Annotated in this window: 15 protein-coding genes; all 15 read right to left on the bottom strand. The window is 44.9% G+C overall.

Annotated elements, in window-relative coordinates; genetic code table 11:
• The 15 genes from EDD67_RS05175 to EDD67_RS05110 all read right to left on the bottom strand — a co-directional run bounded on the left by EDD67_RS05175 (position 1) and on the right by EDD67_RS05110 (position 13,430).
• Entirely contained in the window at positions 1 to 204 is a 204-nt protein-coding gene (locus EDD67_RS05175) for a DUF2768 domain-containing protein (RefSeq protein ID WP_093071548.1), read from the bottom strand.
• Between the two features lie 187 nt (positions 205 to 391).
• The gene (locus EDD67_RS05170; RefSeq protein WP_121438842.1) at positions 392 to 1,444 is read right to left on the bottom strand and encodes an NAD(P)H-dependent glycerol-3-phosphate dehydrogenase; all 1,053 of its coding nucleotides are present in this window, start codon (positions 1,442 to 1,444) and stop codon (positions 392 to 394) included.
• A 15-nt stretch (positions 1,445 to 1,459) separates the two neighbouring features.
• Positions 1,460 to 2,095, bottom strand: a complete 636-nt coding sequence (plsY, locus tag EDD67_RS05165; protein WP_121438843.1) for a glycerol-3-phosphate 1-O-acyltransferase PlsY — start codon at positions 2,093 to 2,095, stop codon at positions 1,460 to 1,462.
• A 26-nt stretch (positions 2,096 to 2,121) separates the two neighbouring features.
• Positions 2,122 to 3,438, bottom strand: a complete 1,317-nt coding sequence (gene der, locus EDD67_RS05160; RefSeq protein WP_121438844.1) for a ribosome biogenesis GTPase Der — start codon at positions 3,436 to 3,438, stop codon at positions 2,122 to 2,124.
• A gap of 121 nt (positions 3,439 to 3,559) precedes the next feature.
• Positions 3,560 to 4,612 carry a type 2 isopentenyl-diphosphate Delta-isomerase gene (fni, locus tag EDD67_RS05155; RefSeq protein WP_121438845.1) on the bottom strand — a complete coding sequence of 351 codons (1,053 nt, stop codon included), beginning with the start codon at positions 4,610 to 4,612 and terminating at the stop codon, positions 3,560 to 3,562.
• A 26-nt stretch (positions 4,613 to 4,638) separates the two neighbouring features.
• On the bottom strand, positions 4,639 to 5,799 hold the full coding sequence (rpsA, locus tag EDD67_RS05150) for a 30S ribosomal protein S1 (protein WP_121438846.1): 1,161 nt from the start codon (positions 5,797 to 5,799) through the stop codon (positions 4,639 to 4,641).
• 108 nt (positions 5,800 to 5,907) lie between these two features.
• Positions 5,908 to 6,501 carry a lysophospholipid acyltransferase family protein gene (locus EDD67_RS05145; protein WP_177169594.1) on the bottom strand — a complete coding sequence of 198 codons (594 nt, stop codon included), beginning with the start codon at positions 6,499 to 6,501 and terminating at the stop codon, positions 5,908 to 5,910.
• Positions 6,494 to 7,174: a (d)CMP kinase gene (cmk, locus tag EDD67_RS05140; RefSeq protein ID WP_093071554.1), complete on the bottom strand. Its 681-nt coding sequence runs from the start codon at positions 7,172 to 7,174 to the stop codon at positions 6,494 to 6,496. Before cmk ends, EDD67_RS05145 begins: the two co-directional genes overlap by 8 nt.
• 107 nt (positions 7,175 to 7,281) lie before the next feature.
• The gene (locus tag EDD67_RS05135; protein WP_093071555.1) at positions 7,282 to 7,947 is read right to left on the bottom strand and encodes a flagellar brake protein; all 666 of its coding nucleotides are present in this window, start codon (positions 7,945 to 7,947) and stop codon (positions 7,282 to 7,284) included.
• A 134-nt stretch (positions 7,948 to 8,081) separates the two neighbouring features.
• Positions 8,082 to 8,252 (bottom strand): hypothetical protein, encoded by a 171-nt coding sequence (locus EDD67_RS13835; RefSeq protein ID WP_162843782.1) that lies wholly within the window; start codon positions 8,250 to 8,252, stop codon positions 8,082 to 8,084.
• Between the two features lie 90 nt (positions 8,253 to 8,342).
• Positions 8,343 to 9,020 carry a glutamic-type intramembrane protease PrsW gene (prsW, locus tag EDD67_RS05130; protein ID WP_242005918.1) on the bottom strand — a complete coding sequence of 226 codons (678 nt, stop codon included), beginning with the start codon at positions 9,018 to 9,020 and terminating at the stop codon, positions 8,343 to 8,345.
• 24 nt (positions 9,021 to 9,044) lie between these two features.
• Positions 9,045 to 10,001 (bottom strand): asparaginase, encoded by a 957-nt coding sequence (locus tag EDD67_RS05125; protein ID WP_121438847.1) that lies wholly within the window; start codon positions 9,999 to 10,001, stop codon positions 9,045 to 9,047.
• A gap of 4 nt (positions 10,002 to 10,005) precedes the next feature.
• The gene (locus EDD67_RS05120; RefSeq protein ID WP_242005919.1) at positions 10,006 to 11,028 is read right to left on the bottom strand and encodes a YpdA family putative bacillithiol disulfide reductase; all 1,023 of its coding nucleotides are present in this window, start codon (positions 11,026 to 11,028) and stop codon (positions 10,006 to 10,008) included.
• A 60-nt stretch (positions 11,029 to 11,088) separates the two neighbouring features.
• Positions 11,089 to 12,372 (bottom strand): Glu/Leu/Phe/Val family dehydrogenase, encoded by a 1,284-nt coding sequence (locus EDD67_RS05115; protein WP_121438849.1) that lies wholly within the window; start codon positions 12,370 to 12,372, stop codon positions 11,089 to 11,091.
• A 143-nt stretch (positions 12,373 to 12,515) separates the two neighbouring features.
• The gene (locus EDD67_RS05110; protein WP_121438850.1) at positions 12,516 to 13,430 is read right to left on the bottom strand and encodes a MerR family transcriptional regulator; all 915 of its coding nucleotides are present in this window, start codon (positions 13,428 to 13,430) and stop codon (positions 12,516 to 12,518) included.
• Positions 13,431 to 13,524 lie beyond the last annotated feature (94 nt).

The following is a 13,524-nucleotide window of genomic DNA, read 5'->3' as shown; positions in this document are numbered from 1 at the left end:
TTATTCAGGAACAGGGCCGGTAAATACGACGAGAAAAATAATTAATCCGGATGCCATAATCATAATAAAACTGACCGACAGAAAAAAGTAACGAAAAAGACCGCGCAGTTTCTCTTTAGAAAATATCGTCAGTATCACCGACAAAAACATCAATCCCATGGCAATAAACGAGACCCACATTTTCATCATCGGATCTTCAAACATATTGGTCACTCCTTCAGTCATTGCTCACTGCTTTACACTATTTATACAAAGCAAATGTTGAATGGTGCATTATTATAATAGCATACGACTTCCTTGTATGTATAAACATTGAACATAAAAAAAACTGAAGACAGTTGTGTCTTCAGTTCGTTTCAGCTAAACAAGCTGCGGAAAACGAGCGGATTTTTTACGGTTCGAAATAATTGAGCGGATCTTTATCGTTAAGCTTTAAATCTTCAACTTCGTGTTTTTTCACCCGGCCCATCAGCTCGGCAACAGCTTCTTTCGGCGGTTTGTCATCAAATAAAACATGAAACAGTTCAGAAGTGATCGGCATGTCCACATTAACTTTTTCCGCCAACTGATGAGCAGCTTTCGTTGTCCGAATGCCTTCAACAACCATGCCCATTTCATCTTCAACTTGCTTTGCGCTTATCCCTTCACCGAGACGTTTTCCGGCCCGCCAATTACGGCTGTGTTCACTTGTGCAGGTAACAATCAAATCACCAAGGCCGCTTAACCCGGCAAATGTCATTGGATTAGCGCCAAGCTTCATACCGAGACGCGCTATTTCTGCGAGTCCCCGCGTCATCAGTGCAGCCCGTGCATTATCTCCGAATCCGAGACCGTTCGTCATTCCTGCGCCGATTGCGATGATATTTTTCAGCGCTCCGCCCATTTCCACACCGATAATATCTATATTTGTATAGACGCGAAACGATTGATTCATAAATAAGTCCTGCACCGATTTAGCAGCCTCCTCATCCTCTGAGGAACAAGTCACTGTCGTCGGCTGCCGATAACAAACTTCTTCAGCATGAGAAGGACCTGATAAAGCTGCAATCGGATGATTGTGACCTTCCGGCAGTTCTTCATGAATCATTTCCGAGATACGAAGATGCGTTTCCGGTTCAATTCCTTTACTGGCATGAACAATGAGAGCTCCGCTATTTAAATGCGGGAGCGCAGACTGGATAACATCGCGTACCGCTTTTGTCGGCACGACAATGACGACGTAATCGGCATCAGCGAGAATCGTCCGGATATCTGTTGACGCCTGAATGCCGTCGGGAAGTTCAACATCTTTAATATAACGTGAATTTTTGCGCTTTTCATTAATTGAGGTGACTTGCTCTTCGGATCGTCCCCATAAATGAACACTGTGCCCGTTGTCTGCCAGGACAATCGATAATGCCGTGCCCCAGCTGCCCGAACCTAGAACCGCAACTTTTCTTGTCATCGTACCGCCTCCTTGTTAAGTTTTCGCATCTGATTTTCCGCCAATTTTACTTTCCGTGCCCGATTTAAGCCTTGAAATATTATCCCGGTGCTTCCAAAAAGAAAGTGCAGTAATGATGACGAGAAATGCAGTATAGTAACCCGGATATTGCAGCCAAGGTGTAAACACAGCCGTGAGTAAAGTTGTCCCGGAAATAAACAGCAATGATCCAAGCGACACATAACGAGTAAAAGCAATCGTAATAATTGCAACCACACCCGCAGTCAATGCAGCTGCAAAAACGAGTGTTGCTAAGACACCGATCGTCGTAGCTACTCCCTTGCCGCCGCGGAAGTTAAAATAAATCGGCCAGTTATGACCTAAGATCGCCGCAAGGCCGCAAATTCCAGCAGCAATGCCGGCTTCGACCGGAATTCCGGTCAATTGATACCCGATCACAACAGCAGCAATACCTTTAGCGCAATCTAATAATAATACAATAATGGCAGGTGTCCATCCCATTACGCGGAGCGTATTTGTCGCTCCGGCATTCCCGCTGCCGTGTTCACGAATGTCTAATTTTCGAAGCAATTTTCCAATCAAATAACTGAAACTGATCGAACCAATCAAATATGAAATTATGATTGCTCCGACCAATTGGAGCCAATCCATCTCACCCCTCCCTTCTTAACGAACAATCAGTCTCGTTTTTTTCTTGCTAAAATATGAATTGGTGTTCCGGCAAATCCAAACGCATCGCGAATACGGTTTTCCAAATATCTGCGATATGAAAAGTGCAGTAAATCCGGATCGTTGACAAACAAAATAAACGTCGGCGGCGCGACTGACACTTGCGTTGTGTAATTAATCCGGAGCCTTCTCCCGCCTGCACTCGTCGGTGTAGGGTTCATCGTTACCGCGTCAACGATCACGTCGTTAAGAACATTTGTCGGCACCCGCAAGTTATGCGATTCACTGACTTGATTAACGACCGGCAATAAATGCTGAACGCGTTTTTTCGTTTTGGCTGATAAAAAGACAATCGGAGCATAGTCAAGGTAAGCAAACTCATCGCGAATCTTGTTTTCAAATTCACGCATCGTTTTGTCATCTTTTTCGACTGCATCCCATTTGTTCACGACAATCACAACAGCCCGCCCTGCTTCATGGGCATAACCGGCAATTTTTTTATCTTGTTCAATAATGCCTTCTTCCCCGTCAATCAGTACAAGCACGACGTTCGAACGTTCAATGGCTTTTAAAGCCCGCAATACACTGTATTTCTCGGTCGACTCATACACTTTTCCGCGCTTTCTCATACCTGCTGTATCAATGACAACGTAATCCTGCTCGTCTTTTTTAAATGCTGTATCAACCGCATCGCGTGTTGTGCCGGGTATATCACTGACGATAACCCGTTCTTCTCCTAAGATCGCATTCACTAGCGATGATTTCCCGACATTCGGGCGGCCGATTAAGCTTAAGCGAATCGTTTCATCATCGTATTCCGGCGGCTTATCAGCCGGAAAGTATTCTTTTGCCGCATCAAGCATATCGCCGAATCCGCGGCCGTGTGAACCGGATACCGGATGAGGCTCGCCCAAGCCCAAGCTGTAAAATTCGTACAGCTTTTCATGAAGCGACGGATCGTCCATTTTGTTAACGGCTAAAATGACCGGTTTTTTTGAGCGGTGCAAAAGCTGCGCGATTTCTTCATCTGCCGCTGTGATACCTTCGCGTCCGTTCACAACAAAGCAAATCACATCTGCTTCATCGATCGCTAATTCTGCTTGATGACGCATCTTTTCAATTAACGGTTCATCCCCCATATCAATTCCGCCTGTATCAATGACAAAAAAGTCTTGATTGAGCCATTCAGCAGAATGATATATCCGATCCCTTGTTATCCCGGGTTTATCTTCAACTATTGATACACGTTCTCCGACGATTCTGTTAAATATCGTCGATTTCCCGACATTCGGGCGTCCTACGATTGCAAAAACTGGTTTAACCAACGTATGTTCCTCACTTTCAAACGATTTTCATGCATGTTTATTATACTTGCTATTAAGCCAGAAAGAAACATCCGATCATACAAAAAGATTCCACTAAGCAATATGTGGAATCTTCAATAAATCATCCGCGCCGAGCAAACTTCTCGGTATCTATCCCTCGTTCATTCAGCCACGCTTTCGTATTACCGCTAATGATAAGCGGGGACTGCTGCAATTCTTTAATGGATCCTGCGCCTGTTGCTGCCATAATCATCTTCAGTTCGTCAAAAACACGTTCCAAATGGCTGATTGTTTGTTCAAAACCGTCATTTTGCATCCAATACAAGACGCGGCCTGCCATGCCTGCTGCATTTGCGCCTAACGCAATAACTTTAGCTGCATCAAAGGCAGTCTGGATGCCGCCTGTTGCAAGGATTTCACGTTTCTCCGGGACACTCGCTGCTTCAATCACAGACACCGTTGTCGGGATGCCCCAATCATTAAAAAAAGTCATCGGATCATCGCGGCGGGCGTTTTCAATCTTGGCAAAATTTGTCCCTCCGTAACCGCCGATATCAACTATTTCGACACCCGCGGAGTAAAGTTTGCTGACCGTTTCCCGGCTCATGCCGAATCCGACTTCCTTAACTATGACCGGAACGTTGACAGACGACACGATTGCTTCTATTCGTTCAAGTGCTCCTCGAAAATCTCTGTCGCCTTCCGGCATAACCAGCTCTTGGATGACATTAAGGTGAATCTGCAAAGCGTCCGCTTCCAGCAAATCGACACAATAACGGGCTTCATCAACAGATGCCTCGCTCCCGACGTTAGCAAATATCAGTCCGCACGGGTGGTATTGACGGACCACTTTGTAAGTATGGGCTTCTGAAGAGTCTTTTATCGCTGACATTTGCGAACCGACAGCAATCGGAATATGAAAAACATTCGCCAGCTGAGCTAGCTGGCGGTTAATCGTTTCCGTATTGCGTCCTCCGCCTCCTGTCATCGCGTTGATAAAAATCGGCGAACTTAAATGCAGTCCGCCGATTTCAGAAAGTAAAGAAATATTTTCTACAGCCGTTCCCGGCAACGTGTTATGAACAAATGTGACATCATCCAGCCCGGACTGACGCGATTGGCCTGTGCTCAAAGCGTTTTTAACATGATCCATTTTACGTTCTGAACGACTCACAAAACCACCTGCTGTCTGATTTTTAATTAATCATCGCGATATTTTTTCAGCTGATCGCCGATCACATCACCTAAGCTGAAACCAGATTGATCGTCTTCTTTCTCATATTCGTCTTTTTGCGCCTTTTCTTCTTGCGCCGCGCTCTCTTCTTCTAAAGCCCGGATGCTGAGGGATATTCTTTTCTCGGCTAAATTAACGTCAAGCACTTTAGCTTGGACCGTATCGCCTTCTTCTAATACTTCGCCCGGTTTTCCGATATGGCGGTTTGCAATTTGCGAAATGTGCACGAGCCCTTCAACACCGGGAGCAACTTCAACGAAAGCTCCAAAATTCACAAGCCGCTTCACATTGCCCTCAACGACATCTCCTTGATGGACCTTGCCTTCAACCATTTCCCAAGGTCCGGGCTGCGTATCCTTAATCGAGAGTGAAATACGCTCATTATCAGGGTCGACTGATAAAACTTTGACGTTAACTTTATCGCCTTCACTGACGACTTCAGAAGGGTTTTCCACGTGATGGTGAGCGATTTGCGAAATATGCACTAAACCGTCAACACCGCCAACATCAATAAATGCGCCGAAGTCTGTAATACGTTGAACGGTTCCTTCGAGCTCATCGCCTTCTTTCATCGCTTCTAACGTTTCTTTCTTTCGTTCCGTCGCTTCCTGATCTAACACTGCACGCTGTGAAAGAATAAGCTTGTTACGCTCACGGTCCATCTCGACAACTTTTAGCCGCAGTGTTTTTCCTTGATAATCTGCAAAATCTTCAACGTAATGACGTTCAACTAAAGAAGCGGGAATAAAACCGCGGACACCCACGTCGACGACAAGTCCGCCTTTAACAACATCGGCGACCGTTGCTTCGAACGCTTCCCCTGTTTCAAGCCTTTTCTCCATTTCATCCCAAGCCTTTTCAGCTTGAACGGCCCGTTTGGATAGAATAAGCTCATCCTCTGACAGTTTAATGACTTTAAACTCATGCTCATCGCCTTCACTCAAAACATCACTGACATTTTCGACGTGCAGGCTTGATAATTCACTGATCGGTACGACCCCGTCCATTTTATAACCGACATTAATAAAAGCTTGTCTCTCTTCGACTTTGGAGACAGTGCCTTTCGTTACATCTCCTTCAGATAAAGAATTAAAATCTGCCATTTCGTTGTTCATTTCTTCTGACATTGCCGATAACCTCCTAAGTAACCTTGTTTTGCCTTGGCCTATCCAAGGCTTGCTGCACTTGATTTATGATTATCTTTCACGGCTGTGAAAGGAACATCAGCGGAAACTTCACGATGTCTTATGTTCATCCAACAGAGCTTGAATGCCGCTCATGATCGCCTTTGTCGATTGTTCCGGCGACGCTTTATTCTCTCGCAACGGCTGCATGTTTAACGGCTCGCCGTAAATGAGTTTAATCCGGCTGAACGGTTTATAAGAACCGATTACCGCACATGGGATAACATCAGCTTCGGATCGCAATGCAAAGAATCCGACACCGCTTAATCCGTCTCCGAGCCGGCCTGTTTTACTGCGGGTTCCTTCTGGAAAAACACCGACCAGTTCTCTTTCTTTTAACAGGCCGAGCCCTGTTCGCATAGCTTGCCGATCACTCGTTCCGCGCCTGATCGGAAATGCGCCCAATTTTGGGAGGAGCTTTTTCAACACCGGCGCTTCAAACAGTTCTGCTTTTGCCATAAAGCGGGTTTCCCGCTTTAAGAAGGCTCCGACAAGCGGCGGATCTAAGTTGTTGATGTGATTGCTGCACATTAACACGCCCCGGTCGGATGGAATATTTTCTTTACCTATTATCTCTACCCGATAAAACAGCCGAAAAAACATTCGGCAAACGAATTGCCCGGCATGATACAACCTTTTATTCATCTGCATCGACCCGCTTTTCAGCAATCAGGCAAATTTTATTAACGGCTTCATCAACAGTCAACTCTGTCGTATCAAGTTCAACCGCATCAGAGGCTTTTTTTAACGGCGCTTCCGTCCGCTCAGAATCAATTTTATCGCGTTCCGCAATCTCTTTTTTCAGCTTTTCAAAATCGGAATCCATGCCTTTGGCAATTTCTTCTTCGTATCTTCTTTTGGCCCGTTCATCTGTCGATGCCGTCAAAAAAATTTTTACTTCGGCATTCGGGAGCACGGCCGTACCAATATCACGGCCGTCCATAACAGTCCCTCCTTCAGCAGCCAAAAGCTGCTGTTTTCTGAGCATCTCTTTACGGATAGCCGCATGCTGCGCTGTATAAGAAACATTATTTGTAACTTGCGGCTCTCTGATCGCCTTTGATACGTTCGTCCCGTTTACGTAAATCCCCTCTTCTCCCTCCGGACCGCGCAAACGGATATCACTCTCTTTTAAAAGATGATGCATTTCAGCTTCATCGTGAATATTTACGTCTTTATTTAAAGCCAGCCATGTCAGAGCACGATACATCGCGCCCGTATCGATATAAACCATCGATAATTGGTCGGCTACACGTTTAGCCACAGTACTTTTCCCTGCACCTGCAGGCCCATCAATTGCTAAGTTCCACTTTGTCATGAGTCAGAAATCCTTTCAACAGAAGATTACGCCTTTCTATCGCATATATTATCATATTTAACAGAATTAGGTCTATTTTTTTCCGGTCTTTTATAATCTCAGACAGGTCAGACATTTAAACGTTCTTTTCGTTTCGCTTCTAACTGCCTCTCAAAACAGTAACGCACGATCGCTTGTCTGTCATGGTCGCTGATATCAGTGAACTTGAAAGAAGCCTTAAGAGGTCTTCGGTCATCGATCACTCGTACTGTTTCTGCATACGTGTGAATGTAGTTCATTTCGCCGGAGCGGAAAGGCAAAATCATCCATAAATCTGCCGTTTTGTTTTTTTCAATGCCATGGTTTTCCGGAAGAATTAAAGCGATACCGCCGCCGCTGATGTCAGCTGTGACAGATGTAAAGGGCGAAAAGCTTTTATCAACCGAATAGACAGCGCAATCCACTGCGGTTTCAACCCGGACATACTCTCGGCGCTGAACTCGGAGATACCGGTCACTTCCCGGATCTTTTAATTTCAGCATCGGCACTTCCTCGGCTGATTTGCCGAGAACTTCCGTCTCAAATAAATAAACAGCTTCATCATTGCCGACAAACCAAAGCCGAAATTGTGTTCCCTGCAAAAAATAATTCGGTTTTCCGGAATTTTCGCTCACAGGATAGTCAATAAACAGCACCTCTTCGCTGCTGTCGAGCACTTTCGAACGGTATCGAAGGCGCTCTCCCGTTTCGCCAGCTTCCAATTCCATCTGCACCGTTGTTCCGACTTTGATCATAGCATCCTCCTGCTTTAACGAATTATCTAATTATCTCTATGACGTGTATTCGACACTTCATAGAAAAATCCTGCGTCTATTAGAAACAATTTTGATATAAAAAAGTGCGGACAATCTGCCGCACTTTTCCTGGTTTATTCTTCTAGCGATACATCTTCGTCGAAATTTGCTTCGTTGCCGCATACACAGCGTTTAAACCCGGTATCCAGCCCGCCATCTTCATTGTAACGGCCGCGAAGAATGTATTTCTCTCCGCAGTTTTTACACCGTATAATGACTTTGTATCGTTGCTTAGCCTGTGGCAAATACACTCACTCCTTTGCACGTTAATCGTTTCGATCCTTTTTTACAGAACTCTTTCTCCAACTATACAATGAAGCCCGGTTCACTTCAAATTATTCGACAGCGCCGGCTTCTAAATGACGAATCTCCAAATCATTAGCCTTCTTCACTTTTCTCATCGCAAACATCCATAAGAATATCATAAAGGGGATTAGTGCGTACACCCATTCAGAAAGCTGAATTAATATGAATTGGTACAGACCGTGCAATATAATCGGGATCAAAAGAGCCATTCCTAAAAACGGCCGCATCCGGCTGTGATGAAATTTCGCTCTGGCAAAATAGTAGCCCATGACAACTCCGAGCAGCGCATGAACAGAAACAGGAAAAAGCGCCCGGTAAAATGCAATATCCAAACCGATAAACTGAATGTATAATAAATTTTCGAGCGAGGCAAACCCGAGCGCAACAGCACTTGCATAAATGATACCGTCATATTGACGCTGAAAACCGTTATGCAGAAACACAAACAAATACACCGCCGACCACTTCACCATTTCTTCAATAAAACCCGTTTGAATGAATGCAGCACCGGCCGGGTGGTCAAAAAAATCCGACACTTCTGAACTGACAAATTGAAAATACGTTACCGGGATAACTAAAAGCATACCGATAATAAAACTTTTGAATACAGCTGTTAAAGGTTCATACTCTAATTCGTCTTTAAAATATAAGAACATTAATAAAGCAATGCCGGGCGCAAAAGAAGCTGTCAGTACTATCAACATCATGAGGAAATCCTTCTTCCGATCGGTTTATACACGGAATGCCTCTGCCGGGTTTATTCCCGCTTTTAAACTTGCAACGAGTTTTATCCGTGCTTTTTTGCTGTCATAATCGCTGCCTAAAATGGCCCCGCGTCTGTAAAGGTCATATGTACTCCCGGTATACTCATAAGTCGGATAAACCGCGCCTTCTTCCGAAGCTGTTGTAATGACAACATATATTCCTTGATCCAACGCATCCTGGACCGCTTCCACCATGTTCGGTTCAACTTGTCCCCGTCCGAAACCTTCCAACACAATGCCGTCTGCGCCGATAGCTGCTGAGGCTCGAATCAAATGTCCTCCGGCGTTCATATACGTTTTGACGATATCTACATGAACCTCTTTTTCCGACACATCATACTGTTCATGTTTCACCGGCTTTTGGTACAAGTACAATTCATCATTATCAATGATCCCGAGATAACCGAATCCAAATGAATTAAAGCCTTGAATATTCGAGGCGTGTTCTTTTTTAACATAGCGGGCCGCAAAAATCCGTTCATTAAACACGACAGTGACGCCTACCCCCGATATTTGCGGGTCAGCAGCGGTATAAACGGCATGACGGAGGTTAATATACGCATCGCTGCCAAGGTCATCCGGCGAACGCTGTGACCCGGTAAATACAACCGGGATATGGGTATCTGAAATTAAGTCCATATAGTAAGCCGACTCTTCTAACGTATCTGTCCCGTGAGTAATAACTGCCCCGTCAAATTGTTCACGCAGCGATTCAATTAAAAGGCGAATATTATTCAAGTCGGCAAATGTTATATGCGAACTCGGCTTTTGGAATACAGAAAATATTTCAACTTGAATATTCGCCGGCAAACCGAGTTTTTCTGCCATTTCTTCGCCGCTGTACACGCCTGCTTCTAATTTCCCTCGTTCGTTTTGTTTGCTCGCAATCGTTCCGCCTGTTGTTAGCACAGCGACTTTTTTCATCGTATCAGCTCCATTTTTCTGCCAAATTCTCAGCAATATAGCTGCCGTGATGCCGTCCGTTTTCGATGAAGATTTCGTTCGCGTTATTCCCGGCAGCAATAACACCGGCAATATAAACCCCGTGAATATTCGTTTCCATTGTTTCCGGGTCAAACATCGGCCGTCCCGTCGTTTCATCAACACTGACCCCTATTGACCGGATAAACGAATGATCTGGATGGTATCCTGTCATCGCAAAGACAAAATCCGCTTTATGTTTTTCGCGGTCCTCCCCGTTGACAACAATATCAATCGCATCTTGATGAATCTCTGTCACTTCCGTGTTAAAGTACATACTGATTTTCCCGTTTTTAATTAACGACGTGAATTCAGGGAGGATCCACGGCTTAATACTTTCCGAATAATCATTTCCCCGATAATAAACCGTCACTTCGGCGCCTGCTTTCTCAAGCTCAAGCGCGGCATCTACCGCTGAATTTTTCCCGCCGATGACAGCAACTTTTTGGTCAAAAAACGGATGCGCTTCATGGAAATAATGATAAACATGGGGATACTCTTCACCCGGCACGTTCATGCGATTCGGCGAGTTGTAATACCCGATGGCGATCACGAGTGCTTTCGCACGGTAGTGTCGGATGTTTCCGGTTTTTTCTTTCGTCTGCAGCTGAAAAGAACCATCTTGTTGTTTGTATGCCTGCGTTACTTTTTCATAAGATCGAATGCGCAGCTGTTTTTGATGCACTACTTCACGATAGTAAACCAATGCTTCGTTTCGCTTCGGCTTTCTTTCTGTACTGAAAAAAGGAATTCCTCCTATCGCCAGCTTATCGCTCGTACTGAAAAACTGTTGATGAGTCGGATAATGAAAAAGAGAATGGACGATATTTCCCTGCTCTATTATAAGCGGTGAGAACCCTTTGTTTTGCAGTTCAATCGCGGCTGACAATCCGCACGGCCCGCCGCCGATAACAATGATTTCTTCTTCTTGATTCACAAATGTCACCTCAATTAATCGATATAATATCAAAAAGAATCCCCTTTTCGACATTGAAAGGAATTCTTTTGGTACACGAGTTTTTAACTGCCGTTAAATCCAGCCTCTGAATCGGCTCGCTTCCGCCATTCTTCTGACCCCGACCATGTATGCCGCCAATCGCATATCCGTATTTCGCATATTCGCTACACGGTACACATTATCGAATGCGGCACAAATTAATTTTTCCAGTTTCTCGGCCACTTCTTCTTCGCCCCAGTAATAACCTTGATTATTTTGCACCCATTCAAAATATGACACCGTCACTCCGCCTGCACTCGCAAGCACATCCGGAATTAACAGCACACCGCGATTGTGCAGCTTTTTCGTGGCACCGATCGTCGTCGGCCCGTTAGCCGCCTCGACAATAATCGACGCTTGAATCTTATCAGCGTTGTTCTCTGTGATTTGATTCTCGATTGCAGCCGGAACGAGAATATCACAATCAACTTCTAATAATTCTTCGTTTGTCAACGTGTCAGAAAACAAATTCGTCACGGTTCCGAAACTGTCACGCCGGTCTAATAAATAATCAATATCAAGGCCTTCCGGGTCGTAAAGGGCACCGTATACATCCGAAACAGCGACGACTTTCGCGCCTTCATCAAACATAAATTTAGCGAGGAAACTGCCGGCATTGCCGAACCCTTGAATCGCAACCCGGGCCCCGTCCATTGAAATCCCCTTTTTCTTTGCCGCTTCGCGGATGCAAATCGTCACACCTTTAGCCGTAGCTGACTCACGTCCATGAGAACCGCCTAATACTAAAGGTTTACCGGTAATAAATCCTGATGAATCAAATTCCCGCATACGGCTGTACTCATCCATCATCCAAGCCATAATCTGTGAATTCGTTAAAACGTCCGGCGCGGGAATATCTTTGGTCGGTCCGACGATCTGGCTGATCGACCGAACATAGCCTCGGCTTAAGCGTTCCACTTCTAAAAAAGACATCTCCCGCGGGTCGCAGACAATGCCCCCTTTGCCGCCGCCATAAGGCAAATCAACGATCCCCGCTTTTAAACTCATCCAGATGGACAAGGCTTTCACTTCGGTCTCAGACACTTCCGGATGGAAGCGGACGCCTCCTTTCGTCGGTCCAACAGCGTCATTATGCTGAGCGCGGTAGCCTGTGAAAATTTTGACTGAACCGTCATCCATGCGCACCGGAATCCGCACTGTCATCATTCGCACCGGTTCTTTCAAAAGCTGGAACACTTCCTCTTGGTACCCCAGTTTATCCAACGCCTGTTTTATAATCGTTTGTGTAGACTCCAGCACATTTTTTTCTTCAGTATGATCGTTTACTGATTGTTTTTCTGTACCGTTATCTCCCATATTTTCACCCCTGGTAAGATTCTGATGCATACACCGCTTTAAACGGTTTTCTGACTCTATCATATAGAACTGCAGACGATTTTTCTATACCCGGGCATTAAAAAATACATCCATTTCATTTAATGATTGTCAGTTCGCCGGCATTATCCTTTGCGCAATTTCCTTTTATTAAGCCAATTCAGCCATGAGTTTTCCGATGAACCGACTAAAAATTCAGCGTAGGCTGCTTTTTCGTCTTCACTTAACCGCTCAACAGCTGCTCCGCCTAATCCAATCGTTAAACGAGGCAGTGATTCGTGTAAATAATCGACTAACATGAGTGTACGATTTAAGTGATCGTCATGGGTACAAGAAATAACGGTATATTCAGCTTCGACTTCTTTCGTAACTTGTAAAACATCTTCTTCGGGAATCCCCGCTCCAAGGTAGATCGTTTCATAACCGCGGCGGCGGAGGAAAAACGTGAAAATCAACAGGCCGATTTCGTGCTGTTCGCCCGGACCGCAAACACAAACCACTTTCGGAAGCATCCCGTTGATAGGGAGGTTTTGAAAAACCATGCCGATTTTTGTCCGGATATACTGCGTAACAAAATGTTCATGGGCCGTAGTGATTTCACCGCGTTCCCACATATCTCCTATATCTAACATAGTACTGCCTAAGATTGTAATGACGACACGTTCAGTCGAAAAAACATTAAACGCATAATCAAGGTGGCTGTTTGCTCCGTTCTCATTAAAATTTAAAAGCGCATGTTTTATTTCCTGTTTCGTTAATTGCATTTGATCTTGGGCAAACATTTCCGTTTCATCGTTTCTTAAAAGTTCGTCTTTATTCAAGAGATCAACCGCCTGGCCGACGGTAAATCCTTTTTCCACTTGTGAAATGATCCATTGCAATATTTTTACGTGCTCGTCTGTATAAAGACGATGACCTGCATCATTTCTGACCGGTTGAATCACCTGATAACGCCGCTCCCAAGCGCGCAATGTGCCGGGATGAATATTGAGCATGTTCGAAACAGCTTTGATGTTGTACTTCCCGTCAAAATCTTTCATATCTGGACACCTTCTTCACGCTTTTTTATGAATTTACATGGCATTTCGCCGCTAAGCTGTTTCAAACAATTTTGCCATGAATATTTATGTAGTT

The organism is Salisediminibacterium halotolerans (genome assembly GCF_003814815.1).
Taxonomy (GTDB): Bacteria; Bacillota; Bacilli; order Bacillales; family Salisediminibacteriaceae; genus Salisediminibacterium; species Salisediminibacterium halotolerans.
The sequence above is the reverse complement of the archived record's forward strand: the minus strand, read 5'-3'. Positions and strand labels throughout refer to the sequence as shown.